Below are 23632 nucleotides of genomic sequence, written 5' to 3'. Positions count from 1 at the left end.
TGGGTCCATGAGCGATCCGAACGCGACGCTACTCCCGTTCGGTCGCGCGGAAGTGGCTGCTCAATGGCGTGCGCCGGCCGCGGGTGAGGTGACCCGTGAGGCCGTGCATGCGTGGGCAACTCCACGGGTGGAGCGCGAGGGGGCATTCAATGACTTCGAGGACCCTTTGGTCGAAACGGCCCTGCAGTACCTGCACGGTTTCGACCTCTGCCGGGATCCAGGCCGTCCCAGTGTCGTCTGGCATGGCACATCGGGTGAGGGCGAGTGGTACCACTCGCTCGATGACATCACCGGCGGGTTCGCCCGGTGGCAGGGGAGTGCGTTCTCTACGATGTGGACCCGCAGGGCTGGTCACAGGCGGTGCCCGAGGAGGCAAGAGCTCTCGCTCGGGCTGGGGAGGGGCCGAGATGACCTGGAAGCGCCGCGGTAGTTACGTAGGTGGCGCCGTCTCCGCAGAGCCGTTGGACCTCGGCAGGGATTCTGCCGTCCAGCCTTTTCGTATCGGAGGCTCCGGATTCTGTAACGCTCGCCACGTAATGCACGAGACCTGATGGATTGGCAGATGCGGACTTCAGGAGTCTGTCAGTCGATACCTGGAACCAATTTTCGGCAAAGACAGTCCAATTGTCCGCCTTCTCCATTTCCCAAAGAGAGAAGACACAGTCCCGGTTGCCTTCCATCTATCATCCCAATCTGTCCGAGGTGTTGCGGCCGCCTGGCGAACTGCCCGCCGCAGACCGGTGATCAGGCGCGGATGAGTCCCACAATCCGTCGAGTCCCCGCACTGGCGGCCACTGACGAGGGCTGCGGCACTCATGGAGGAAGCCGCCGCTGTCCGCGATGCGGCCGAAGCCGCCGTTGTCGCCGCGCTGGAGTCGAGACGGCCACACGCAGCAACCCCCCGGGCGTCCAGGAGCCAAGCCACCCCTTTTACGGGGCGGAGGAGCCTAGGCCTTTCGGGACGTCATGACGGCGATCCTGCCCCAGCGTCGGACGCACCCGCAACGCACTTGTGCCAGGCGCGAATCGCCGTGGAGTCGGTACTGCGTGCGTCCGGCGCCGTTCGGTAGCACACTCGGCACGGACCGCGGTCGCAGAGACCGCCGTCCGGGGGGCACGAAGGAGGGACCATGCTGAGCACCGACTACGTCACCGGCTCCCCGAACTGGATCGACCTGGGCACGCCCGACCTCGATGCGGCCGCCTTCTTCTACGGCAGGCTGTTCGGCTGGGAATTCGCGTCCGCCGGGCCGGAAGCGGGTGGCTACGGCATGTTCCGCCTCGACGGCAGGACCGTCGCCGCCGGCATGACCGTGCCGGCCGAACGGGCCCCCGCCGGCTGGAGCGTCTACTTCCAGACACCGGACCTCGACGCGACTGCCGAAGCGGTCGAGGGCCATGGCGGCTCGGTGGTGTACGAGCCGATGGACGTTTTCGACCAGGGTCGTATGGCGGTCTTCACGGACCCGTCGGGGGCGGGCTTCTCCGCCTGGCAGCCGCGCAGGAACAAGGGACTCGACGCCGTCAACGACCCCGGCACGCTGTGCTGGCTGGAGCTCTACACCCCCGAGCCGGACTCCGCACTCGCCTTCTACCGCACCGTCCTCGGCTGGGAGACGGACACGATGCCGCTCCCGGACGGCAGCGGCGACTACACCCTGATCAGGCCGGGCGGCTCGGATCCCGAGGCGGCGTTCGCCGGAGCCGTACCACTGACGGCGGACCCCCGGGAGAAGGCCCAAGGACCCTTCTGGCTCCCGTACTTCGAGGTCACGGACTGCGACGCGAGCACGGCCACGGCCCAGGAACTGGGTGGCGAGATCAGGATGCCCCCGACCACGATGGAGGGCGTGGGCCGTTTCGCCCGGCTCGCGGACCCGGCGGGTGCGCGGTTCGCGGTGATGCGGGGTGTGGAGCAACGGAGTTGAAGGCCGGCGCCCGGGCTTGTTGACGCTTCATTGATCGGCTGTTTATCGCCACGCGGCAAGGTGACCTGCATGGCGATCAACACCATCATCGACCCGGAACTGGCCTGGCAGGAGACAGCGCTGTGTGCCCAGGCGGGCCCGGAGTTCTTCTTCCCGGCCCCCGGATCATCCACCCGCGAGGCGAAGCAGCTGTGCGGAGCGTGCGAGGGGCGAGTGGCGTGCCTGGAGTACGCGCTCGAGCACGACGAGCGATTCGGCGTATGGGGAGGCCTTTCGGAGAAGGAGCGCCACCGGCTGAAGCAGGGCCGCGAGCGCGCGGGGCGCTAGCTTCCGCCGCACGGCCCCGCTCTCCCGCCGGTGGCGCTGAAGCCGCGAGGGCGGGCGCGCCGGCCTGCGGTGATCCGGAGGGGCGGTTGCCCTGTCGAGAGGAGGCCGAGGTGTTGCCGGGCTCGGCGCCGCGACCGTCCCACGGCGCGCAGGTCTTCGCGATCGCCCCGGCCCAGTCGATCGAGCCAGGAGGCCGGTAGACGCGCGTTCGCCGGCTAGAAACCGCTGGCGTGTCGCTGGGTGACGGACAGATGCATGGTGGCGTGGAGTACGTCGCCGTCGACCTGATCGACGAGGAGCAGGTCCGCGCCGGTGCCGCCCAGGCGGTGGCCGATGAACCGCTGTCGGCGGTGGTGACCTGTGCCGGCATCGACTCCGTCGATGCGGCGAAACCTGACATCACCCCCTGATCCCGCGCCAATCGCCGGACCCGGCACGGCGGTTGGGATATCCGGATGCTCCGGCCGACGTGCTGTCGTTAGGATCGCCGGAGTAACGGGGGTGGTACGGCCGCATGAACGACCAGGTCACGAACGACGAGCTCGACGCATTCGGCGTCATGGTGCAACGGCTGCGCGCGCTGCCCCTGGGGGATCCGCGGCGGATGCGGGGCGAGGAGATCGCCGCGACCTTCACGCGGGAGAGCCGCAATCTGCGCCGCAAGGCCGTGCGGTACGCGCGGTCACAGGCCGATGCCGCCCTCGCGGCCGCGACCGCCACCGGAGCGCTCGACCGGCGGGATGACGCGCCGCTCGAGGCCGTCGAGCCGGGCGGGGACGTCGAGCACTACGCACGGCCGCGGCACTGCTACGTCTGCAAGACGCTCTACCGACAGGTCGACAGTTTTTACCACCGCCTCTGCCCGCCCTGCGCCGAGGACAACACCGCCAGGCGCTCGCTGAGCACCGACCTGCACGGTCGGCGGGTCCTGCTCACCGGCGGCCGAGTGAAGATCGGCTTCCAGCTTGCCCTGATGATGCTGCGGGACGGTGCGGAGCTGCTGGTCACCAGCCGGTTCCCCGACGACACACTGCGCCGGTTCCGGGCCGTGCCCGGCAGCGGCGAGTGGCTCGACCGGGTCACCGTCGTGGCCGTCGATCTGCGCGACCCCCGGCAGGTGCTGGGCCTGTGCGAGCGGCTGCGTGCCGCCGGCGAGCCGTTGGACGTCCTCGTCAACAACGCGGCCCAGACCATCCGCCGCCCGCCGGAGGCCTACGCGCTCCTGGCCGCGGGGGAGAGCGGCGTGCCGCGGCCCCGTGTGCTCATGGCGCCCGGGTACGCGCCCATGGCGGCCGTCGGGGCAGCGGACGGCGCGCTCTCCCTCGTACTGCCGGAGCCGGAGGAGGCCGACGAGGCGGGCCTGCTGCCCGACCTGGCGCCGGAGAACTCGTGGTCGGCGCGGCTCGGCAGCCTCGACCCCGCCGAGCTGCTGGAGACCCAGCTGGTCAACGCCCTCGCACCGGCTCTCCTCGCCGACCGCCTGCTGCCGCTGCTGATGGCCTCGCCCCGGCCGCGGCGGTACATCGTCAATGTGACCGCGGTGGAGGGACGGTTCGCCGTACGCAACAAGACGGCACACCACCCGCACACCAATATGGCCAAAGCGGCACTGAACATGCTCACGCGCACCAGCGCGGCGCAGCTCGCCGCCGAGGGCGTGCACATGTGCAGTGTCGACACCGGCTGGATCACGGACGAGAATCCGGCACCGCGCAAGGCGCGGATCGCCGCCTTCGGCACCCGCACGCCCCTGGACGTCGTCGACGGAGCCGCCCGGATCTACGACCCGATAGTGCGCGGCGAGGCCGGCGACCCGGTCGCCGGCGTGTTCCTCAAGGACTACCAGGAGGCCGCGTGGTGAGACGCGGGGTCAGCGCCCGGCGCGTGCCGCCATGCGGGCCTTGCGGGCCGCGAGCTTCTCGTCGAACTTCGACGCCTCCGCGTCGAGGCCGCCCATGTACAGGCCGAGCTCTTCCTGCGCCTTGAGGCCGTCGGGACCAAGGCCGTCGATCTCCATGATCTTCAGGAAGCGCAGCACGGGCTGGAGGACGTCGTCATGGTGGATGCGCATGTTGTAGATCTCGCCGATCGCCATCTGCGCGGCCGCGCGCTCGAAGCCCGGCATGCCGTGTCCGGGCATCCGGAAGTTGACCACGACGTCACGGACGGCCTGCATGGTCAGGTCGGGGGCGAGCTCGAACGCCGCGCTCAGCAGATTGCGGTAGAAGACCATGTGCAGGTTCTCGTCCGTCGCGATGCGCGCCAGCATCCGGTCGCAGACGGGGTCGCCCGACTGGTGGCCGGTGTTGCGGTGCGAGACGCGGGTCGCGAGTTCCTGGAAGGCGACGTACGCGACGGAGTGCAGCATCGAGTGGCGGTTGTCCGACTCGAAGCCCTCGGCCATGTGCGCCATGCGGAACTGCTCAAGCTTGTCCGGGTCCACGGCGCGTGACGTCAGGAGGTAGTCGCGCATGACGATGCCGTGCCGGCCCTCCTCCGCGGTCCAGCGGTGCACCCAGGTGCCCCATGCCCCGTCGCGGCCGAAGAGGGTGGCGATCTCGTGGTGGTAGCTGGGGAGGTTGTCCTCGGTCAGCAGGTTCACCACGAGGGCGATCTTGCCGATGTCGGTGACCTTGGACTGCTCCGGCTCCCAGGCCTCGCCGTCTTCGAAGATGCCCGGGAAGTTCCGGCCGTCGCTGAACGGCACGTACTCGTGCGGCATCCAGTCCTTGGCGACCTTGAGATGGCGGTTGAGTTCCTTCTCCACCACCTCTTCCAGCGCATACAGCAGCCGGGCGTCGGTCCACGCTTCCGAGCTGCCGAGGTGGGGAGAGGTGATCGTCACGAGTGCTCCTGGGGGACGGGAGTAGGACTTACGGCTTCGTAGGTTACGAGACCGTAGGTTAAGGGCGCGATAAGCTCTCGGCCAAGCCGGGATCCGTAATGTCCCTTTACGCTCAGTTATGGCGGCAGGTGGCGGGCGCGGAGGGAGAGGCACGTCACCACACCGGTGGCAGGGCCGCTCCCCATGCGGCCCTGCCAGCCCGGCCGGTCAGCCCGCCGGGAACACCTCCGTCCGCAGCTCGTCGGCCGAGATGTCCCGCAGCCCCTCGCCGTCGAGCAGCAGCCGGCGCGTGACGCCGATCGACTCCAGGAACGCCAGGTCGTGGCCTGCGACGATCAGCGCACCCTCGTAGGCCTCCAGCGCTGCCGTCAGGCGGCGCACGCTCGCCATGTCGAGGTTGTTCGTCGGCTCGTCCAGCATCAGCAGCTGCGGGGCGGGCTCGGCCAGGAGCAGGGCCGCGAGGGCCGCCCGGAAGCGCTCACCGCCCGAGAGCGTGCCCGCCCGCTGGTCGGCGAGGGCCCCGCGGAACAGGAACCGCGCCAGCCGGGCCCGGATCGCGTTGTTCGTCGCACCCGGCGCGAAGCGGGCCACGTTCTCCACCACGCTCAGTTCGTCGTCGAGCAGGTCGAGGCGCTGTGGCAGGAAGCGCAGCGGCACCTGGGCGGTCACCTCGCCCCCGGCCGGCGCCAGCTCCCCGGCGACGGTGCGCAGCAGCGTGGTCTTGCCGGCGCCGTTGCGGCCGACCAGCGCGATGCGCTCGGGCCCGCGCACCTCCAGCTCGCCGGGCACCTCCGTCCCGTGCCGCAGGCGCAGCCCGTTCAGCCGGAGCACTCCCCGGCCGGGGTGCACGGTGGTGTGCGGCAGTTCGATCCGGATCTCGTCGTCGTCGCGCACGGCCTCCGCCGCCTCGTCCAGACGCTCCTTCGCCTCCGCGAGTCGTTCCGTGTGCATGATGCGGTGCTTCCCGGCCGACTCCTGCGCGGCGCGTTTGCGGGCGCCCATCACGATCTTGGGCTCGCGCTTGGTGTCCCACATCTTCTGGCCGTACCGCTTGCGGCGAGCCAACTTCACCTGGGCATCCGCCAGTTCGCGCTTCTGTCGCTGTACATCGGCCTCCGCGACGCGCATCATCCGCTCCGCCGCCTCCTGTTCGACGGCAAGCGCCTGTTCGTACGCCGTGAAGTCGCCCCCGTACCAGCTCACCTCGCCGTCCCTCAGGTCGGCGATCTGGTCGACGAGCCCGAGCAGTTCGCGGTCGTGACTGACGATCACCATGACCCCGGACCAGGCGGTGACCGCGTCGTAGAGCCGCCGGCGCGCGTACAGATCGAGATTGTTGGTCGGCTCGTCGAGCAGCAGCACGTCCGGCCGGGCCAGCAGCAGGGCCGCCAGCCGCAGCAGGACGCCCTCGCCGCCGGAGACCTCGCCGATGGTGCGGTCCAGGCCGATGTGCCCGAGCCCGAGCTGGTCGAGTGTGGCGCGGGCGCGTTCCTCGACGTCCCAGTCGTCGCCGACGGCGGTGAAATGCTCCTCGCTCGGATCGCCTCCCTCGATGGCGTGCAGCGCGGCGCGGGTCGCCGCGATGCCGAGCACCTCGTCGACCCGCAGTCCGGTGTCGAGGACCAGGTTCTGCGGCAGGTAGCCGACCTCGCCCGCGACGCGGACGGTGCCCGACGTGGGGGCGAGATCACCGGCGATCAGCTTCAACAGGGTGGACTTTCCCGAGCCGTTGAGCCCGATCAGGCCCGTGCGGCCGGAGCCGACGGCGAGCTGGAAGTCGTCGAAGACCTCCGTCCCGTCCGGCCAGGCGAAGCCGAGGGAGGAGAGCGTGATGAAGGTGGGGGTGAGGGTCATACGGGTCTCCCGGTTGCATGGAAGGGGCAGGGCAACGGGTGGAGACACCGGGACATGTGGCGACGGAGCCGTACGGGGTCAAAAAGGGGTCCCGGTCGGGCGGAAAGCGGACGGCAAGGCGTCGAGGTCGCACACATGCGCGCGGGTGGAAGCCGGGCTGCACGGTGTCTCAGAACCTCAGACGAGCAACGTCCTACTCCGATCGACGACAACAGAACCGTCCCTCACGGTAGGGAGCGGGACGCGAGGCTGTCAACGCGATTACGGTCTGGCCGGCCCCGGTGTTGATGTCGGAAACCTGCCAGCGGCCGCACGGCGAGCGCTGATTGAGTGCGGGCATGACGAACCTCCGTGACCTCGCCCACCGCTTCCACGCCCTGCACTCCACCGGCCGCCCGCTGCTCCTGGCCAACGCCTGGGACATCGCGAGCGCCCGCATCATCGCGGACGCCGGCGCCGCGGCCGTCGCCACCACCAGCGCGGGGGTCGCCTGGGCCCTCGGGGCCGCCGACGGTGACCGGCTGGACGGGACCGCCGCGCTCGCACAGCTGGCCCGCATCGCCGCAGCCGTCGGTGTGCCCGTCACGGCGGACGTCGAGGGCGGCTACGCGGCCGACGCCGACGGCGTGGCCGAGACGGTGCGCGCGGTGCTGGCGGCCGGCGCCGTGGGCATCAACATCGAGGACGGCCCGCGGCCGGCGGACGAACACGTCCGCCGGATCGCCGCGGCACGCGCGGCGGCGGACGCGGCCGGTGTCCCCCTCTTCGTCAACGCCCGCATCGATGTGTACCTGGCGGGAATCGGCGCGGAGCAGGACCGGTTGTCCAAGACGCTGGAGCGGGCCGCCGCGTGCGTCGCAGCCGGAGCGGACGGGATCTTCGTGCCCGGGGTGACCGCCCCGGGGACCGTGCGGGCCCTGGCACAGGGCATCGACGTGCCGCTGAACGTGATGGCCTGCCCCGGCGCGCCCGATGCGGCCGAGCTGGGCCGGCTCGGGGCGGCGCGCGTCAGCGTCGGATCGGGGATCGCGCAGGCCGCGCACGCCGTTGTGCGCCGGGCCGCGGCCGAACTGCTTCAGACGGGCACATACAGGTCGCTGGCCTGCGGTTACGACTACGGAGAGCTCAACACCCTGATGGGGCAGGGCCGGAGCGGCATGTAGCGTACCGCCGCTCGGATCAGCAGGCGTCGCGCAGCAGCTCGGCCAGATCGTGGTCGAGGTCCAGATGCAGATGCTCGCTGCCCGCCGGCACCAGGTTCTGGGCCCGTGCGAGGAAGCGGCACAGCTCGCCGGTGCGGAGGTGCACCACCGCGATGCCCTCCGGGGCGTGAAACTCCAGCACCGTACGGTCGTAGCCGTACGGCCGCACCCGTACGTCTCCGACACCGGCTGCCGCGTGGACGCCCTCCATCAGCAGCTCGCGGGAGAACGCCCACGAGGTGTCGGTTCCCTCGAGCGTCGCCGGAGCCGGGAAACCGATGCGCACGGCGAAGGGGTCCCGGCGGTCGTAGTGCAGCGTCGCCGGAACCGACTTCGTACGAGGTGCCGAGGAGACGAGGCGGGCATGAACGGCCTGCTCGATGACGGTGGACAAGGCCCGCTCCTTCGTGTGCGGCTCGGTGGAATCGTCGGACCCGGGACTCCCGGACACCGAGGAAGACGGCCGAACAGCGGAATCCGTGCATCCGGGAACTCAGTGAGCTGCGTCACCGCCGCTGCCCGGTGCCGCGCGCGCTCTCACACTCTGGACGCCACTGTGGCCGTGGGCTAGCTTCCAGCGCCATGACGTCCAAGGGGAAGACGAGACCACTTGCTGTTGTCCTCAGCCGGGTGATACGGGGCGCTGCTGGTTCTCGATGTACTGGCGTACGACGGTCAGCGGCGCCCCGCCGCAGCTTCCGGCGAAGTACGAGCCGGACCAGAAGTGCCCGCCCCACAGATATCGGCGCACGTGCGCGTCGTGCTCCTTGCGCAGAAGTCGGGCGGAGACGCCCTTGAGGGAGTTGACCAGCTTGGAGAGCTGGACCTTCGGCGGGTAGTGCACCAGGAGGTGCACGTGGTCCTCTTCGCCGTTGAACTGCTTCAGCTCGGCCTCGAAGTCCTGGCAGACCTCCCGCATGATCTCTTCGCAGTGCGTCAGCATGGCGTCCGCCGCGATACGCCAGGCCCGCAAGGAAATCGACTGGCTCGCCGTCCTGCCCGCGCAGGCCGCGCAGGCGGTACTGAAGACCTATTTCCAGGCCTGGAAGAACTGCTGGGACGGCCGGGCCGACGCCCCCGGCTTCAAGCGCCGCTTCCGGTCGGTGATGTCGGTGGACATCCCGCAGGGTCGGGACTTGAACGTCACCCGCGTACACCGCCGCTGGGGCATGGTCAACATCCCCAAGGTCGGACGGGTCCGGTTCCGCTGGACCAGGGACCTCCCCGTCGGCAGCCACGCCAACAAGGAGAATCGGATCACTGGGCCACGGCTGGTCAAGGACGCATTGGGCTGGCACATCGCCTTCCGCGTCCAGACCCTCGAACCCAGACCCGAGCCCCACACCGGCCCCGAAGTCGGCATCGACATGGGCATCACGGTGCCCCTCGCCCTGTCGGACGGCGACACCAGGACACACGGCGAGTGGCTGACCGAGAAGGAAGCCGCGAAGCTGCTGCGGCTGGAGCAGCGGGCCGCGCACCGCAAGAGGTTCCGCAAGCGGGGAGAGCGCACCTCGAACCGCCTGCGGGCCACCTATGACCAGATCGCAGGCCTTCGTGCGAGAGCCAAGCGCAAGGCGGCCGACTGGCAGCACCGGACCACCACCGGATCGCCGCGAAGTACAGCGTGATCGTGGTGGAAGACCTGGCCATCACGAACATGATCAAAAGCGCCAAGGGCACCATCGAACAGCCAGGGAAGCACGTCACCCAGAAAGTCCGGCCTGAACCGCTCCATCAGCGGCGAGGCATGGGGCCGGACCGTGACGATGCTGACGGAAAAGGCCGCACGTCATGGCGGCACCCTGCACAAGGTCCCAGCCCCCGGCACCTCCCGGCGCTGCTCGATGTGTGGCTTCACCACGCCGGGCAGCCGGGAGAGTCAGGCCGTGTTCGTGTGCAAGAACCCCGACTGCGGCTGGTCCGGCAACGCCGACCACAACGCATCCCGGAACGTCTTGCACCTGTACAGGATGGGCCTCGCGCTCATCCCGGCTGCCGGAAGGGCAGTCGTCAGGCGACGCGCACACCGAAGCCCGCCACCGCAAGGTAGGCAGGAATCTCCCGGTCATCCGGCAGAGTACTTCAAGACTGCCTCACCTTCTTCGACAGCCGGCACGGCCTTGCCATGAGCGATCCGGTCGACGGCAGGTACCGGATCCTGTCGACGGGTGACGGCGGCCGGTCGTGGAAGGTGCTGCCGAACGGCGGGATGCTGGCCGCCCTCCCGGGCGAGGCGGGATTCGCCGCGAGCGGCCAGTGCCTGGTCAGCTCGGGCCCGAAGGACGTCTGGCTGGCCACCGGGGGAGGGGCCACGGCCCGCGTCCTGCACTCCGCCGACCGCGGACTCAACTGGAGCGTCGCCGAGTCGACCGTTCCGGCCGGGGACCCGGCGCGCGGAGTCTTCGCCCTGGCCTTCCGCGACCGCGCCCACGGCATCGCCGTGGGCGGCGACTACCGCTCCGGAGAGGCATCGCCGCGGGCCGGGGCCGTCACGGGCGACGGCGGGCGCACCTGGCGCCAGGCGACGACACCGCCGCCCGCCTACCGCTCGGGCGTCACCTGGCTGCCTCACCTGAAGTCCGCCGCGCTCGCTGTGGGCCCTACGGGCACGGACCTGACGGTCGACGGCGGCCGTACCTGGCGCACCGTGGACACCGGATCGTTCGACACGGTCGACTGCACACCGGACTTCGGGTGCTGGGCGTCGGGCGAGAAGGGCCGGGTCGCGCGCCTGGAGTTCTGCTCGGACGGAGCTAGGACGGCAACTTCTGCCGGTACACGGCGAGTTCGGGTGCGGTCTTCGTCGCGATGAACTCCGTGATCCGGTACGTGCACACCTCGCCGACGACGAAGGGGTCGGCCGCCGCGATCTGCTCGATCCGCGCGCGGTCGTCCCCGACGGCCAGGATCACGCCGCCGTCGCGCGGGTTCTTGCGGCCGGATGCGAGGACCACGCCCTCCTCGTACAGCGCGTCGAGCCACTCGACGTGTGCGTCGAGGAGCTCTTCGACGCGGTCGACGGGAGCGGTATAGGTCAATTCCATGACGAACATGATCGCCAGATTACCGCCAGGGTCTCCGGAGCCGGAGCCGGAGCCGGTGGTGGAGCCGGAGCCGGTGGTGGAGCCGGTGGCGGAACCGGTGCCGGTGGTGGAGCCGGTGGTGGATGTCGTCCGTGCCCGCGACCGGACCGCCTCGGGATGGGCGGGGCCAGCGCTGTGACCGGACAGGTCACCGGCTCGCGATGTCCGGCATGGCGCTTGCCTGGCCCGCTGACGAGTGATCGCGTACGACCGTCCCGCTGCGCCCGTCGGAATGCGTGGCCTGGGTGTCCGGCGCGGCCGACTCGACGGCGACCGGGACCGCCCGACGTGGGATGACCGCGGCTACGGGGTCGGCTTGTCCAGCTGACCGAGGTCAGTCCGCGCAGAGCTGCCACGGGGACGAGCAGGCCTCGTGGCGCGTCCGTGAAGCACCTCCAGCGGTCGGAACAGACGTCATACCTCCATATACATCCATCCGCCGCCGCGCCGTCGACCCGCACCACCGCATCCGGATCGAGCAACGCGAGCAGTGCCTCGAAGTCCGCGGCCCGCCCCGCGACGCGGCGAGGAACGCCTCGACGACCTGGCGCCGGCGTTCCGGCGCCGCCTCGGGGGCCACCCCGGAGCTGTGTACCCGGCGACGGGCCCGGCTCGCGAGCTGACGGGCCGCGACGGGGCTGTGCTCGACGAGAGGGGCGAGCTCGCCGAACGGCACGGTGAACCCATGCGGTCACCGCACTAGGCTGGGCGCACCATGAAGATCGTCGAAGTGCCCGCCGACTGGCCCGCGAACGAAGAGGCCGCCCTGGCCGTCCAGGACGAACTGCGCGAGCGCGTCGTCCTGGACGAGCCCGGGCCACCGCCCGGCACGGGGCCGGTGACCGGTGTCGACGTGGCGTACGACGACGCGCGCGACATCGTCGCAGCGGCAGCCGTCGTGCTCGACGCCGCGACCCTGGAGGTCGTGGCGCAGTCCACGGCGATCGGCCGCGTCTCCTTCCCGTACGTCCCCGGCCTGCTCGCCTTCCGGGAGATGCCGACGGTCCTGGCCGCACTGGAGGCCCTGCCCGTGCCGCCCGGCCTGGTGGTCTGCGACGGCTACGGACGCGCACACCCACGGCGCTTCGGACTCGCGAGCCACCTCGGGGTGGTCACGGGCCTGCCCGCGATCGGGGTCGCGAAGAACCCGTTCGTCTTCACACACGGCGAACTGGGCGATCGGCGCGGCGACTTCGCGCCGCTGCGCGCCGACGACGGCGAGGAGGTCGGCCGGGCCCTGCGCACCCAGTCGGGTGTGAAGCCGGTCTACGTCTCGGCGGGCCACCGGGTGACGCTGGAGACGGCGTGCGCACATGTACTGCACCTGACGCCGCGCTTCCGCATCCCGGAGACGACGCGCCACGCGGACGCGCTGTGCCGGAAGGCGCTGCTGGAGGCCTCGGGGTCGTGACGTCCGCGGCGGGCGCTTTTCCTGCCCGCCCCCTCATACGGCCTGGCGGCCGTGGGAGGTGCCCCCATCCCGAAGCCGGGGCTTCGCCTCAGGAACCCTTACAGCCCTTCGGGCAATTCCTCAGCCTGGGTTTCAACGTCGGGTATGTCGAAGTGCTCGACGCTCGACAAGGAAACCCGTTCGGGACATGCGCGTCCACCGGCCCACGTAGCCGGCCCGCACTGTGTGTGAGCCGCGTCGGCGCTGAAGCGCCGGGGGCTCCGGGGCAGAGCCCCCGGAAACAGCCCCGCGCAGCGGCCACCACGCCTCCTACCGCGTCGCGGCCACGCGGAAGACGATCCCCGCCGAGTCCAGGCGTGACACCAGCGCTCCCCCCATCGCCACCGCCGTCGTCAACTGGCCGCCCCCGACGCCCGGCAGATCGTCGAACGCGAGGCACAGCGCCGATTCCGCCAGCATCTTCGCCGTCTCGTCGTACCCCGGGTCGCCGCCCGACACCTCCGTGAACACCCGGCGGCCACCGCCCTCGCCCACGAAGCGGATCGAGAACCAGCTCTTCGCGCGGCGGTGCGCGCTGGGGCCGTCGCCCGGTGCGTAACGGTTCATCAGCCAACGGCGGGCCGACGGGATCTGGGCGAGGGCGAAGCCCGTGGCGACCGCCGCCGGGCCGCCGAGTGCCATCGGCAGGGACCGGACCGCCGCGTAGTGGTGGTAGCGGAAGTCGGGGCCGTAGCGCTCCAGCGCGCGGGCCGAACGTGCGACGATCTGCCCGTCGATCGTCGGCAGCGGCAACGCCCACGCGCCCGTCTCCCGGCTGAAGTGCGGCGTGCCGAGCGGTGCGCGGGCGCGCCGCCCGACGAGTCTCGGCTCGTGCAGCCGGCGCTCGTGCGCGGCGCGCAGCGTTTCGCGGCCGCGCGCCATCGCCGTGAGTGCCGAGGCCATGGTGCCGCCGGAGAACATGGCGTTGGAGCGGACGAACCCGTCGACGCTCAGCGGCACCCCCTCGGGCAGCTGTCGCACCGTGAACCAGACACCCAGATCGTGCGGGACCGAGTCGAATCCGCACGCGTGGACGAGGCGCGCGCCGGTCTCACGGGCGCGCGCGTCGTGGCGTACGAACATCGCGTCCACGAATTCCGGCTCGCCCGTCAGGTCCGCGTAGTCCGTCCCCGCCTCCGCGCACGCGGCCACCAGGGCCTCGCCGTACAGGACGTAGGGGCCGACCGTCGTCGCGACGACCCGTGCCGACTCGGCGAGTTCCCGCAGGGCGCGCGGATCGTCCGCGTCCGCCTCGATCAGGGGCAGGTCCGCGCACGAGGGAGCGATCGCGGTGAGGCGTTCGCGCAGCCGTTCCAGCTTGGGCCGGCTGCGGCCGGCGATCGCCCACCGGCAGTCGTCCGGCGCGTGCCGCGCCAGATACTCGGCGGTGAGCTGCCCGACGAACCCGGTGGCCCCGAAGAGCACGATGTCGTACGGGCGCTGCGCGCGGCCGGTCCCGCTCTGGCTGTCCAATGGCTCCTCCGCCGGTCGGGGCTGTACGGCGGATCAGGGCACGAGGCCAGAACGCCGATGTCGGTGGCTGAGGCTAGCGCGCCGCGCGGCCTCGCAGAAGAAGCGTTTCCCATCGGTAACCTGGCACTCCGTAACTTCTAAGCGCTTGCTCTGCCCAAGCCCTTGTGCGGAGTGGAACGCGTTCCTACCATCATTGGTGTTACATCACTTGTGTCACAGTGCTGGGGGCTGGATGACAGCGTCAATGAACGGCCCGCTGGCCGGGGTGCGGGTGGTGGAGCTGGCGGGCATCGGGCCCGGCCCCTTCGCCGCCATGCTCCTGGCCGACCTCGGGGCGGACGTCGTGCGGATCGACCGCCCCGGCGGCGCGGGGCTCGGTATCGATCCGGCCCACGACCTCACCAACCGCAACAAGCGCTCGGTGCTGATCGATCTCAAGTCCGAGGACGGTCCCGGCCGGGTCCTCGATCTCGTCGAACGGGCCGACGTGCTGATCGAGGGCTACCGCCCCGGTGTCGCCGAGCGCCTCGGCGTCGGCCCGGACGTGTGCCTGGCCCGCAATCCACGGCTCGTATACGGGCGGATGACCGGGTGGGGGCAGGACGGCCCGCTCGCCCCGAGGGCCGGCCACGACATCGGATACATCGCCCTCGCCGGCACACTCTCCATGATCGGCAAGGACGGGGAGCCGCCCGTAGTCCCCGCCAACCTCGTCGGCGACTACGCCGGCGGCTCGCTCTACCTCGTCATCGGTGTGCTGGCGGCCCTCCAGCACGCCCGCGGCGACGGCGGCAGCGGCCAGGTCGTGGACGCGGCCATCGTCGACGGCGCCGCCCACCTCGCCACGATGATCCACGGCATGATGGCGGCCGGCGGCTGGCAGGACAGGCGCGGCGCGAACCTGCTCGACGGCGGCTGCCCCTTCTACGGCGCCTATGAGACGGCCGACGGCCGGTACATGGCGGTCGGCGCGCTGGAGCAGCGGTTCTACGACGAGTTCGTCGACCTGCTCGGCATCAGGGACGAGATCCCCGCCCGCAAGGACTTCAACCGCTGGGGCGAGCTTCGCGAGGCCGTCGCCGCCCGCTTCAGGACCCGTACACGCGCCGAGTGGACCGCCGTCTTCGAGGGCTCGGACGCCTGCGTCGCACCCGTGCTCACGCTGCGGGAGGCCCCCGCGCACCCGCACCTCGCCGCCCGCGGCACCTTCGTCGACCACGCGGGCATCACCCAGCCCGCGCCCGCGCCGCGCTTCTCCGCCACGCCCGGCGCCGTGACCCGGCCCCCGGCCCTGCCCGGCGCGGACACCGCGGAGGTCGCCCGCGACTGGGGCGTGACGTTGCCCGATCCCCTGGAGGACCGTTGAAGCGCCAGATCTTCACCGCCGAGCACGACGCCTTCCGCGAGACCGTCCGCACCTTCCTCGCCAAGGAGGTGCTGCCGCACTACGAGAGTTGGGAGAAGGACGGCATCGTCAGCCGGGACGCCTGGCTCGCGGCGGGCCGTCAGGGGCTCCTCGGCCTCGCCGTGCCCGAGGAGTACGGAGGCGGCGGCAACGACGACTTCCGCTACGCCGCCGTGCTGCACGAGGAGTTCACCCGCGCCGGGGCCCCCGGCCTGGCCATCGGGCTGCACAACGACATCATCGGTCCGTACCTCACCTCGCTCGCCACCGACGAGCAGAAGCGGCGCTGGCTGCCGGGCTTCTGCAGCGGTGAGAGCATCACCGCCATCGCCATGACGGAACCGGGCGCGGGCTCCGATCTCCAGGGCATCCGCACCAGCGCCGAGGACCGCGGCGACCACTGGGTGCTGAACGGCTCCAAGACCTTCATCTCCAACGGCATCCTGGCCGACCTGGTGATCGTCGTCGCCAGGACCACCCCGGAGGGCGGCGCGCACGGCCTGTCCCTGCTCGTCGTCGAGCGCGGTACGGAGGGATTCGAGCGCGGCCGGAACCTCGACAAGATCGGCCAGAAGTCCCAGGACACCGCCGAGCTGTTCTTCAACGACGTGCGCGTGCCCAAGGAGAACCTCCTCGGGGAAGAGAACGGCGCCTTCGTCCACCTGATGACCAACCTGGCGCAGGAGCGGATGGCCATAGCCGTCGCCGGGATCGCCGCCGCCGAGCACCTGTTGGAGATCACGACCGCGTATGTGAAGGAGCGCGAGGCGTTCGGGCGGCCGCTGGCCAGGCTCCAGCACATCCGCTTCGAGATCGCCGAGCTGGCCACCGAGTGCGCCGTCACACGCGCCTTCCTCGACCGCTGCATCGCCGACCACGCGGTCGGCGAACTGGACGCCGTCCACGCCTCCATGGCCAAGTGGTGGGCGACCGAGCTCCAGAAGCGCGCGGCCGACCGCTGCCTCCAGCTCCACGGCGGGTACGGCTACATGAACGAGTACCGCGTCGCACGGGCGTTCACGGACGGCCGCATCCAGACCATCTACGGCGGGACGACCGAGATCATGAAGGAGATCATCGGCCGCTCCCTGCTCAGTTGAGACGCGCACGACGACAGGCACACCGCCCCGCCTGCGCACCGCCCCACCTCCGCGCCGCGCTATCCCGCACCGTCCCCCTCCGCAGCCTCACCCTCGTCGCACGGTCCCACCCTCGTCGCACGGTCCCACCCTCATCGAAAGGCTCCAGACAGTGAGCACCGAAGCGTATGTGTACGACGCGATCCGCACCCCGCGCGGGCGCGGGAAGGCCAATGGCGCCCTGCACGGCACCAAGCCGATCGACCTCGTCGTCGGGCTGATCCACGAGGTCGAGCGCCGCTTTCCCGGCCTCGACCCGGCCGCCATCGACGACATCGTGCTCGGCGTCGTCGGCCCGGTGGGCGACCAGGGCTCCGACATCGCCCGCATCGCGGCCATCGCCGCCGGACTGCCGGACACGGTCGCGGGCGTCCAGGAGAACCGCTTCTGCGCCTCGGGCCTGGAAGCGGTCAACATGGCCGCGATGAAGGTCCGTTCCGGCTGGGAGGACCTCGTCCTCGCCGGCGGTGTCGAGTCCATGTCGCGCGTGCCGATGGCCTCCGACGGCGGCGCCTGGTTCGCCGACCCGATGACCAACCACGAGACGGGCTTCGTGCCCCAGGGCATCGGCGCCGACCTGATCGCCACCCTCGGCGGCTGGTCGCGCCGCGACGTCGACGAGTTCGCGGCGCTGTCGCAGGAGCGCGCCGCGGCGGCCTGGAAGGACGGCCGCTTCGAGCGGTCCGTCGTCCCGGTCCGCGACCGCAACGGCCTCGTCGTCCTCGACCACGACGAGCACATGCGCCCCGGCACCACCGCCGACTCCCTCGCCGCGCTCAAGCCCTCCTTCGCCGGCATCGGCGACCTCGGCGGCTTCGACGCCGTGGCGCTGCAGAAGTACCACTGGGTGGAGAAGATCGACCACGTCCACCACGCGGGCAACTCCTCGGGCATCGTCGACGGCGCCGCCCTCGTCGCCATCGGCACCAAGGAGGTCGGCGAGCGCTACGGCCTCACCCCGCGGGCCCGGATCGTCTCCGCCGCCGTCTCCGGCTCCGAGCCGACCATCATGCTCACCGGCCCCGCCCCTGCCACCCGCAAGGCGCTGAAGCGGGCCGGACTGACCATCGACGACATCGACCTGGTCGAGATCAACGAGGCGTTCGCCGGTGTCGTCCTGCGCTTCGCCCAGGACATGGGCCTCTCGCTCGACAAGGTCAACGTCAACGGCGGCGCGATCGCCATGGGCCACCCGCTCGGCGCGACCGGCGCGATGATCCTCGGCACCCTCATCGACGAACTGGAGCGCCAGGACAAGCGGTACGGCCTCGCCACCCTGTGCGTGGGCGGCGGCATGGGCATCGCCACCGTCGTCGAGCGTCTTTGACCCCCGTCCTCTTCCTTGCCTGCGAAAGTAGACAGAAAAATGAGCGAGTCCACCACCATCCGCTGGGAACAGGACGAGACCGGCATCGTCACCCTCGTCCTCGACGACCCCGACCAGTCCGCCAACACGATGAACCAGGCCTTCAAGGCGTCCATCGCGGCGATCGCCGACCGGGTGGAGGCCGAGCAGGAGTCCATCCGCGGCATCATCGTCACCTCCGCCAAGAAGACCTTCTTCGCGGGCGGTGACCTCAAGGAGATGATCAAGGCCGGTCCGGACGACGCGCAGTTCGTCTTCGAGGCGGGCATGGGCATCAAGCGCGCCCTGCGCCGCATCGAGACCATCGGCAAGCCCGTCGTCGCCGCGATCAACGGCGCGGCGCTCGGCGGCGGTTACGAGATCGCCCTCGCCTGTCACCACCGGATCGCCCTCGACGCGCCCGGCTCCAGGATCGGCCTGCCCGAGGTCACCCTCGGCCTGCTGCCCGCGGGTGGCGGTGTCACCCGCACCGTACGGCTCATGGGCATCGCCGACGCGCTGCTCAAACTGCTGCTCCAGGGCACCCAGTACACCCCCCGGCGCGCGCTGGAGAACGGACTCGTCCACGAAGTCGCCGAGTCGCCGGACGAGATGCTGGCCAAGGCCCGTGCCTTCATCGACGCCAACCCGGAATCCTCGCAGCCGTGGGACGCCAAGGGTTACAAGATCCCCGGCGGTACCCCGTCGAACCCGAAGTTCGCCGCCAACCTGCCCGCCTTCCCCGCGAACCTGAAGAAGCAGACCGGGGGCGCCCCCTACCCGGCGCCGCGCAACATCCTCGCGGCCGCCGTCGAGGGCTCCCAGGTCGACTTCGAGACCGCACAGGTCGTCGAGGCCCGGTACTTCACCGAGCTGGTCACCGGGCAGATCGCCAAGAACATGATGCAGGCGTTCTTCTTCGACCTCCAGGCCGTCAACTCGGGCGCGAACCGGCCCTCGGGCATCGCGCCGCGCACCGTTCGCAAGGTCGCCGTCCTCGGCGCCGGGATGATGGGAGCCGGCATCGCGTACTCCTGCGCCCGCGCCGGAATCGAGGTGGTCCTCAAGGACGTGTCGGCCGAGGCCGCCGCGAAGGGCAAGGGGTACTCCGAGAAGCTGTGCGCCAAGGCGGTGGCCAGGGGGCGCACCACCCAGGAGAAGGCGGAAGCGCTGCTCGCGCGCATCACGCCGACCGCGGAGGCGGCCGACCTCGCCGGCTGCGACGCCGTGATCGAGGCGGTGTTCGAGGACACCGCGCTCAAGCACAAGGTGTTCCAGGAGATCCAGGACGTCGTCGAGCCCGACGCCCTGCTGTGCTCGAACACCTCGACGCTGCCCATCACCGTCCTCGCGGAAGGGGTCTCGCGGCCGGCGGACTTCGTCGGTCTGCACTTCTTCTCCCCGGTCGACAAGATGCCGCTCGTGGAGATCATCAAGGGGGAGCGCACCGGGAAGGAGGCGCTGGCCCGCGCCTTCGACCTGGTCCGGCAGATCAACAAGACACCGATCGTCGTCAACGACTCCCGTGGCTTCTTCACCTCGCGCGTCATCGGGCAGTTCATCAACGAGGGCGTCGCGATGGTCGGCGAGGGCGTCGACCCCGCCTCCGTGGAACAGGCCGCGGCCCAGGCCGGCTACCCGGCCAAGGTGCTCTCCCTGATGGACGAGCTGACGCTCACCCTGCCGCGCAAGATCCGGGGCGAGACGAAGCGCGCGGTCGAGGAGGCGGGCGGCACCTGGGCCGGCCACCCCTCGGACGCGGTGATCGACCGGATGGTCGACGAGTTCGGCCGCACCGGCCGCAGCGGCGGCGCCGGTTTCTACGACTACGACGCGGACGGCAAGCGCGCCGGCCTCTGGCCGGGTCTGCGCGAGCACTTCACCCGCCCTGGCACCGACGTCCCCTTCGAGGACATGAAGGAGCGGATGCTCTTCTCCGAGGCGCTGGACACCGTCCGCTGCCTGGAGGAGAACGTCCTCACCTCGGTCGCCGACGCCAACATCGGCTCCGTCATGGGCATCGGCTTCCCCGGCTGGACGGGCGGTGTGCTCCAGTACGTCAACGGCTACGAGGGGGGCCTGCCTGGCTTCGTGGCACGCGCGCGTGAACTGGCGGAGCGGTACGGCGAGCGGTTCCAGCCGCCCGCGCTGCTGCTGGAGAAGGCGGAGCGGGGCGAGGTCTTCACCGACGCCTGACCCGGCGCCGCCCGCGCTCGAGGACGAGGCGGCTACCGGCCCGCCGGTAGTCGCCGTCCTTCGCGATCCGGTGGCTCGGTTCGCCGTCGTGCATGGTCAGCAGCGCGTCGTCGGTCTCGCGCTCGGGGTCGTCGCGGTCCCCCTCGAAGAGGGCTTTCAGCTGCCCCGCTCCGTCTCTCCCGACTGCCCGCCGGTGACGAACGCCTCCCGGAGCTCCTCCCGCAGAGAGCGCTGAAACGCCGTCACCAGAGCCTGGATCACCATCGGCTGCATGTGCGCCGACAGCGACTTCATCGCCGCCACATGGTCCGTGCCGGACTCGCGCTCGCGGTAGGGTCCCCAGACTTCGTCGCGGAAGAGGCGCGTCAGGTCCTGTGCCGCGGCCCGGGCGTGGTTCAGCAGGACCGTGCGGGAGGCGAGGATTGTCTCGTGCGCGATGGGCACGTCCAGGAGCTCCACCCCGAGGCGCAGCAACGAGCCGTCCAGCCGGAACGCCTCCCCGGCGGTGCGGTCGAGCACACCCATGGCCGCCAGCCGGTCCACGTCCTGCTCCGACAGAGGCCGGCCGGCCCGCCGCTCCAGCTCCTGCCGGGAGACCGCCTCGGCCGATTCCGGGGCCCACGAGGCGACCAGGGCCCGATGGATCGCCAGGTCCTGGGCGCTGAGATCCGCAGGCAGCTGCTCCAGATACCGCTCGATCGCCGCCAGCGTCATGCCCTGGTGCTGCAACTCCTCGATGAGGGCGAGCCGGGACAGATGGCCGGACCCGTAGTGCCCGACGCGGCGGGGGCCGATCACGGGCGGGGGCAGCAGACCGCGTGTGCTGTAGAACCGGATGGTCCGCACGGTGACCCCGGCACGCGCTGCCAGTTCGTCGACGGTGAGCCTCGGCTCCTCGGTCTCGGTCGCCATGACCCTCCTTTGCTGAACCGCACCGGTGAAACAGTATTGCTGTCTCACCATTGTTGTGAAAGCGCTGGGCCGCCTGAAAGCGGTCGGCTCAGGCCGGGGGGCTGTCAGTGGTGCATCGTACGGTTGTGCCATGTCCGAGATCAGATACGTCCGGGGGGACGCCACCGCGCCGCACGGCAAAGGCGTCAAGCTGATCGCCCACGTGTGCAATGACCTCGGGGGCTGGGGCAAGGGCTTCGTGCTCGCCCTCTCCCGCCGCTGGCCGGAGCCCGAGGCGGCTTTCCGCCGCTGGCACCGGGACCGCGCGAAGAACGACTTCGGGCTGGGCGCCGTCCAGTTCGTCCAGGTCGGCCCGTACGTCTGGGTGGCCAACATGGTGGGCCAGCGGGGCATACGCACCGGCAGCAAGGGCGTCCCGGTGCGCTATGAGGCCATCGGCACGGCGCTCGCCGCCGTCGCAGACAAGGCGCTGGAGCTGGGCGCCTCCGTCCATCTCCCGCGCATCGGCTGCGGGCTGGCGGGCGGCAGGTGGTCGCGGATCGAGCCGCTGATAGCCGAGCGGCTGACGGCACGGGGCATTGACGTGACGGTGTACGACCACGGCGACTGACCGCCTGACGAGCCCCGGTCCGCCGGGCGACGAACGACTTCAGCCGGCCGACGGTCAGCGGGCGCACTGAGCCGGCGTACCTGACCTGACCCGACCGGCCGCCTCCGCCGGTCGTGCTTGGGTGACCGGGGCCGGCGCGGGACACTGCTGGCATGAGTGCCGCTGCCATGAGTGCCGTGCCGTCGCTCGATGTGCTGGTGGTGGGCGCAGGGCCGACCGGTCTGGCTCTGGCGGCACAGTTGCAGAGGTACGGCGCGCGGTTCCGGGTCATCGACCGGCACCTGGACAGGGCACGTGAGTCACGTGCCCTGGCCGTCCAGCCACGGACGCTGGAGGTTCTCGCCCCCTTCGGCGTCTCCGACGAACTGGTTCGGCGCGGGAACCCCGCGGTGCAGTTGCGGTTGCATCTCCCCGATCGGACGGTGCGGCTGCCGCTGTTCGACCTGGGTGTCACCGACACCCCGTACCCGTTCCTGCTGTTCTTGTCGCAGGCGGAGACGGAAGGCGTCCTCGCCCGCCACCTGACCGACAACGGGACTCTCCTCGAGCGCGGCACCGAGCTGGTGGAACTGGCCGGTGAACGTGACGGGGTGGCCTGCCGGCTGAGGAAGCGGGACGGCGCCGAAGAGATGCTGACCGCCCGGTACGTCGTCGGCTGCGACGGGGCGCGCAGCACCGTGCGCAAGCAGGCCGGCATCGGCTTCGAGGGGCACGCCTACCCGCAGACGTTCCTGCTCGCCGACCTGGAGGTCGACGGTCTGGAGCCGGGAGCCGCGCACGCCTGCCTGACGGAGGCGGGCATGGTGTTCTTCTTCCCCCTGGTGACGCCCGCCGGCTGGCGGATGCTCGCGATGCGCCCGCCCGATGTCCCGGGGACGGGCACCACCGTGAGCCTCGCGATGCTGCAGTCGTTGGTCGATCGCTACGTGAGCCTGCCGCTGCGCTTGCACGACCCGGTGTGGATGACGGACTTCCGGATCCACCACCGCGGTGCCGTGAGGTACCGGTCTGGGCGGATCTTCCTGGCGGGCGACGCCGCCCACATCCACAGCCCCGCCGGTGCCCAGGGCATGAACACCGGCATCCAGGACGCCCTCGACATCGGCTGGAAACTCGCCCTGGTCTGCCGCGGCGCCGCACCGGACGCCCTGCTGGACACCTATGAGGCCGAACGGGCCCCGGTCGGCCGGAGTGTCCTGCGCTTCACCGACCGCGCGTTCAAGGTGGCCACCAGCGGCAACTCACTGATCCGGCTGGCACGCACCCGCATCGCGCCGCGTGTCGCGCCGCTCCTCCTGCGTGCCGAACCCCTGCGCGCCGCCGTCTTCCGCCGGCTGGGCCAACTCGCCGTCCACTACCGGCGGAGCCCGGCCACCACCTCAGGGTCGCGGGTGCCACGCCGCGGTCCCAAGGCGGGCGACCGGCTGCCCGACCGCCCGCGCGGCCTCCAGGCAGTCGTGGCCGGGCCCGGCTACCACCTGCTCCTGTGCGGTCCGGCGAACGCCTGGGACCGCGGACGGATCAGCAGCGCTCTCGAAGGCCGCGAAGCATTCCTCCATGTGCACACGTCCGGAGCGAACGCGCCCTGGCCCGGCACCACTCACTGCCTGGTCCGCCCCGACGGCTACATCGGGTATCTCGCGGCAGGCGGGGATCTGGCCGGCCTCATCCGCTACCTCGACCAGTGGCTGCCGCGCCAGGGCTGACCCGGTAGGACACTCGGACGCCGCACCGGGCGGGAGTGTGGTTCGATGAATGTCTATGTTGACGATCGTCGAATCAGGTGCCATTCTTGGTCCAGGACATCGACAGATATCGAATCACCGGTGAGTCCCTGGCTTCCCTGTGAGGCCACCGGCT

At 70.8% G+C, this 23632-nt stretch carries 21 protein-coding genes and 2 pseudogenes; 16 read left to right on the top strand and 7 right to left on the bottom strand.

What is annotated here, in order from left to right; genetic code table 11:
• The first annotated feature begins 1130 nt into the window (after window positions 1–1130).
• The 4 genes from ACH5AF_RS13280 to ACH5AF_RS13265 all read left to right on the top strand — a co-directional run bounded on the left by ACH5AF_RS13280 (window position 1131) and on the right by ACH5AF_RS13265 (window position 4116).
• Entirely contained in the window at window positions 1131–1928 is a 798-nt protein-coding gene (locus ACH5AF_RS13280; protein ID WP_398901716.1) for a VOC family protein, read from the top strand.
• A gap of 69 nt (window positions 1929–1997) precedes the next feature.
• A complete protein-coding gene (locus ACH5AF_RS13275) occupies window positions 1998–2255 on the top strand; it encodes a WhiB family transcriptional regulator (protein ID WP_398901715.1) in 258 nt (85 codons plus the stop codon).
• A gap of 230 nt (window positions 2256–2485) precedes the next feature.
• On the top strand, window positions 2486–2665 hold the full coding sequence (locus tag ACH5AF_RS13270) for a hypothetical protein (protein WP_398901713.1): 180 nt from the start codon (window positions 2486–2488) through the stop codon (window positions 2663–2665).
• A 104-nt stretch (window positions 2666–2769) separates the two neighbouring features.
• Window positions 2770–4116: an SDR family oxidoreductase gene (locus ACH5AF_RS13265; RefSeq protein ID WP_398901712.1), complete on the top strand. Its 1347-nt coding sequence runs from the start codon at window positions 2770–2772 to the stop codon at window positions 4114–4116.
• A gap of 9 nt (window positions 4117–4125) precedes the next feature.
• Here ACH5AF_RS13265 and ACH5AF_RS13260 read toward each other — a convergent pair whose 3' ends face one another.
• Window positions 4126–5100 (bottom strand): acyl-ACP desaturase, encoded by a 975-nt coding sequence (locus tag ACH5AF_RS13260; protein ID WP_398901711.1) that lies wholly within the window; start codon window positions 5098–5100, stop codon window positions 4126–4128.
• 207 nt (window positions 5101–5307) lie between these two features.
• A complete protein-coding gene (locus ACH5AF_RS13255) occupies window positions 5308–6954 on the bottom strand; it encodes an ABC-F family ATP-binding cassette domain-containing protein (RefSeq protein ID WP_398901709.1) in 1647 nt (548 codons plus the stop codon).
• A 338-nt stretch (window positions 6955–7292) separates the two neighbouring features.
• Between ACH5AF_RS13255 and ACH5AF_RS13250 the strand changes: the two genes are divergently transcribed.
• Entirely contained in the window at window positions 7293–8117 is an 825-nt protein-coding gene (locus ACH5AF_RS13250; RefSeq protein ID WP_398901708.1) for an isocitrate lyase/phosphoenolpyruvate mutase family protein, read from the top strand.
• Between the two features lie 16 nt (window positions 8118–8133).
• Here ACH5AF_RS13250 and ACH5AF_RS13245 read toward each other — a convergent pair whose 3' ends face one another.
• Entirely contained in the window at window positions 8134–8550 is a 417-nt protein-coding gene (locus ACH5AF_RS13245; protein WP_398901707.1) for an SsgA family sporulation/cell division regulator, read from the bottom strand.
• Between the two features lie 228 nt (window positions 8551–8778).
• Window positions 8779–9078: pseudogene (gene tnpA / locus ACH5AF_RS13240) on the bottom strand (IS200/IS605 family transposase); the annotation flags it as partial.
• Here tnpA and ACH5AF_RS13235 point away from each other — a divergent pair.
• From ACH5AF_RS13235 to ACH5AF_RS13225, 3 genes and pseudogenes are all read left to right on the top strand, one after another.
• A complete protein-coding gene (locus tag ACH5AF_RS13235; RefSeq protein WP_398901706.1) occupies window positions 9074–9787 on the top strand; it encodes an RNA-guided endonuclease InsQ/TnpB family protein in 714 nt (237 codons plus the stop codon). The pseudogene tnpA and the gene ACH5AF_RS13235 sit on opposite strands and share 5 nt — an antisense overlap.
• Before the next feature lie 138 nt (window positions 9788–9925).
• Window positions 9926–10288: a zinc ribbon domain-containing protein gene (locus ACH5AF_RS13230; protein ID WP_398901906.1), complete on the top strand. Its 363-nt coding sequence runs from the start codon at window positions 9926–9928 to the stop codon at window positions 10286–10288.
• A pseudogene (locus ACH5AF_RS13225) lies at window positions 10240–10971 on the top strand (WD40/YVTN/BNR-like repeat-containing protein); the annotation flags it as partial. The gene ACH5AF_RS13230 and the pseudogene ACH5AF_RS13225, both read left to right, overlap by 49 nt.
• Here ACH5AF_RS13225 and ACH5AF_RS13220 read toward each other — a convergent pair.
• Window positions 10913–11212: a YciI family protein gene (locus ACH5AF_RS13220; RefSeq protein ID WP_398901705.1), complete on the bottom strand. Its 300-nt coding sequence runs from the start codon at window positions 11210–11212 to the stop codon at window positions 10913–10915. The pseudogene ACH5AF_RS13225 and the gene ACH5AF_RS13220 overlap by 59 nt on opposite strands.
• Between ACH5AF_RS13220 and ACH5AF_RS13215 the strand changes: the two genes are divergently transcribed.
• On the top strand, window positions 11202–11381 hold the full coding sequence (locus ACH5AF_RS13215; RefSeq protein WP_398901924.1) for a hypothetical protein: 180 nt from the start codon (window positions 11202–11204) through the stop codon (window positions 11379–11381). The two genes, ACH5AF_RS13220 and ACH5AF_RS13215, sit on opposite strands and share 11 nt — an antisense overlap.
• 576 nt (window positions 11382–11957) lie before the next feature.
• Window positions 11958–12653, top strand: a complete 696-nt coding sequence (locus tag ACH5AF_RS13210) for an endonuclease V (protein ID WP_398901704.1) — start codon at window positions 11958–11960, stop codon at window positions 12651–12653.
• A gap of 309 nt (window positions 12654–12962) precedes the next feature.
• Here ACH5AF_RS13210 and ACH5AF_RS13205 read toward each other — a convergent pair whose 3' ends face one another.
• Window positions 12963–14165 carry a saccharopine dehydrogenase family protein gene (locus tag ACH5AF_RS13205; protein ID WP_398901703.1) on the bottom strand — a complete coding sequence of 401 codons (1203 nt, stop codon included), beginning with the start codon at window positions 14163–14165 and terminating at the stop codon, window positions 12963–12965.
• A gap of 232 nt (window positions 14166–14397) precedes the next feature.
• On the opposite strand from ACH5AF_RS13205, the gene ACH5AF_RS13200 reads away from it, so the two are divergent.
• From ACH5AF_RS13200 to ACH5AF_RS13185, 4 genes are all read left to right on the top strand, one after another.
• On the top strand, window positions 14398–15531 hold the full coding sequence (locus ACH5AF_RS13200) for a CaiB/BaiF CoA transferase family protein (protein WP_398901702.1): 1134 nt from the start codon (window positions 14398–14400) through the stop codon (window positions 15529–15531).
• On the top strand, window positions 15528–16670 hold the full coding sequence (locus tag ACH5AF_RS13195; protein WP_398901701.1) for an acyl-CoA dehydrogenase family protein: 1143 nt from the start codon (window positions 15528–15530) through the stop codon (window positions 16668–16670). The genes ACH5AF_RS13200 and ACH5AF_RS13195 overlap by 4 nt, the downstream gene beginning before the upstream one ends.
• Before the next feature lie 151 nt (window positions 16671–16821).
• On the top strand, window positions 16822–18036 hold the full coding sequence (locus ACH5AF_RS13190; protein WP_398901700.1) for an acetyl-CoA C-acetyltransferase: 1215 nt from the start codon (window positions 16822–16824) through the stop codon (window positions 18034–18036).
• Between the two features lie 39 nt (window positions 18037–18075).
• The gene (locus ACH5AF_RS13185) at window positions 18076–20250 is read left to right on the top strand and encodes a 3-hydroxyacyl-CoA dehydrogenase NAD-binding domain-containing protein (protein WP_398901699.1); all 2175 of its coding nucleotides are present in this window, start codon (window positions 18076–18078) and stop codon (window positions 20248–20250) included.
• Between the two features lie 156 nt (window positions 20251–20406).
• Here the strand turns inward: ACH5AF_RS13185 and ACH5AF_RS13180 are convergent, their stop codons facing one another.
• A complete protein-coding gene (locus tag ACH5AF_RS13180) occupies window positions 20407–21162 on the bottom strand; it encodes a MerR family transcriptional regulator (protein ID WP_398901698.1) in 756 nt (251 codons plus the stop codon).
• 130 nt (window positions 21163–21292) lie between these two features.
• Between ACH5AF_RS13180 and ACH5AF_RS13175 the strand changes: the two genes are divergently transcribed.
• Both ACH5AF_RS13175 and ACH5AF_RS13170 read left to right on the top strand, forming a co-directional pair.
• Complete coding sequence (locus ACH5AF_RS13175) at window positions 21293–21772, top strand: macro domain-containing protein (RefSeq protein ID WP_398901697.1); 480 nt, start codon at window positions 21293–21295, stop codon at window positions 21770–21772.
• 152 nt (window positions 21773–21924) lie between these two features.
• Window positions 21925–23478: an FAD-dependent monooxygenase gene (locus tag ACH5AF_RS13170; protein WP_398901696.1), complete on the top strand. Its 1554-nt coding sequence runs from the start codon at window positions 21925–21927 to the stop codon at window positions 23476–23478.
• Window positions 23479–23632: the final 154 nt, after the last annotated feature.

This window comes from Streptomyces sp. NPDC018833 (genome assembly GCF_044390825.1).
Taxonomy (GTDB): Bacteria; Actinomycetota; Actinomycetes; order Streptomycetales; family Streptomycetaceae; genus Streptomyces.
Note: the sequence above shows the minus strand (reverse complement) of the source record. Positions and strands in the feature narration are given on the sequence as shown.

Coding starts and splice junctions, on each gene's coding strand:
- ACH5AF_RS13175 (WP_398901697.1), top strand. CDS start 21,293: ATGTCCGAGATCAGATACGTCCGGGGGGACGCCACCGCGCCGCACGGC.
- ACH5AF_RS13235 (WP_398901706.1), top strand. CDS start 9,074: ATGATCTCTTCGCAGTGCGTCAGCATGGCGTCCGCCGCGATACGCCAG.
- ACH5AF_RS13280 (WP_398901716.1), top strand. CDS start 1,131: ATGCTGAGCACCGACTACGTCACCGGCTCCCCGAACTGGATCGACCTG.
- ACH5AF_RS13185 (WP_398901699.1), top strand. CDS start 18,076: ATGAGCGAGTCCACCACCATCCGCTGGGAACAGGACGAGACCGGCATC.
- ACH5AF_RS13170 (WP_398901696.1), top strand. CDS start 21,925: ATGAGTGCCGCTGCCATGAGTGCCGTGCCGTCGCTCGATGTGCTGGTG.
- ACH5AF_RS13250 (WP_398901708.1), top strand. CDS start 7,293: ATGACGAACCTCCGTGACCTCGCCCACCGCTTCCACGCCCTGCACTCC.
- ACH5AF_RS13215 (WP_398901924.1), top strand. CDS start 11,202: ATGACGAACATGATCGCCAGATTACCGCCAGGGTCTCCGGAGCCGGAG.
- ACH5AF_RS13220 (WP_398901705.1), bottom strand. CDS start 11,212: ATGTTCGTCATGGAATTGACCTATACCGCTCCCGTCGACCGCGTCGAA.
- ACH5AF_RS13230 (WP_398901906.1), top strand. CDS start 9,926: ATGCTGACGGAAAAGGCCGCACGTCATGGCGGCACCCTGCACAAGGTC.
- ACH5AF_RS13275 (WP_398901715.1), top strand. CDS start 1,998: ATGGCGATCAACACCATCATCGACCCGGAACTGGCCTGGCAGGAGACA.
- ACH5AF_RS13200 (WP_398901702.1), top strand. CDS start 14,398: ATGACAGCGTCAATGAACGGCCCGCTGGCCGGGGTGCGGGTGGTGGAG.
- ACH5AF_RS13255 (WP_398901709.1), bottom strand. CDS start 6,954: ATGACCCTCACCCCCACCTTCATCACGCTCTCCTCCCTCGGCTTCGCC.
- ACH5AF_RS13180 (WP_398901698.1), bottom strand. CDS start 21,162: ATGGCGACCGAGACCGAGGAGCCGAGGCTCACCGTCGACGAACTGGCA.
- ACH5AF_RS13265 (WP_398901712.1), top strand. CDS start 2,770: ATGAACGACCAGGTCACGAACGACGAGCTCGACGCATTCGGCGTCATG.
- ACH5AF_RS13210 (WP_398901704.1), top strand. CDS start 11,958: ATGAAGATCGTCGAAGTGCCCGCCGACTGGCCCGCGAACGAAGAGGCC.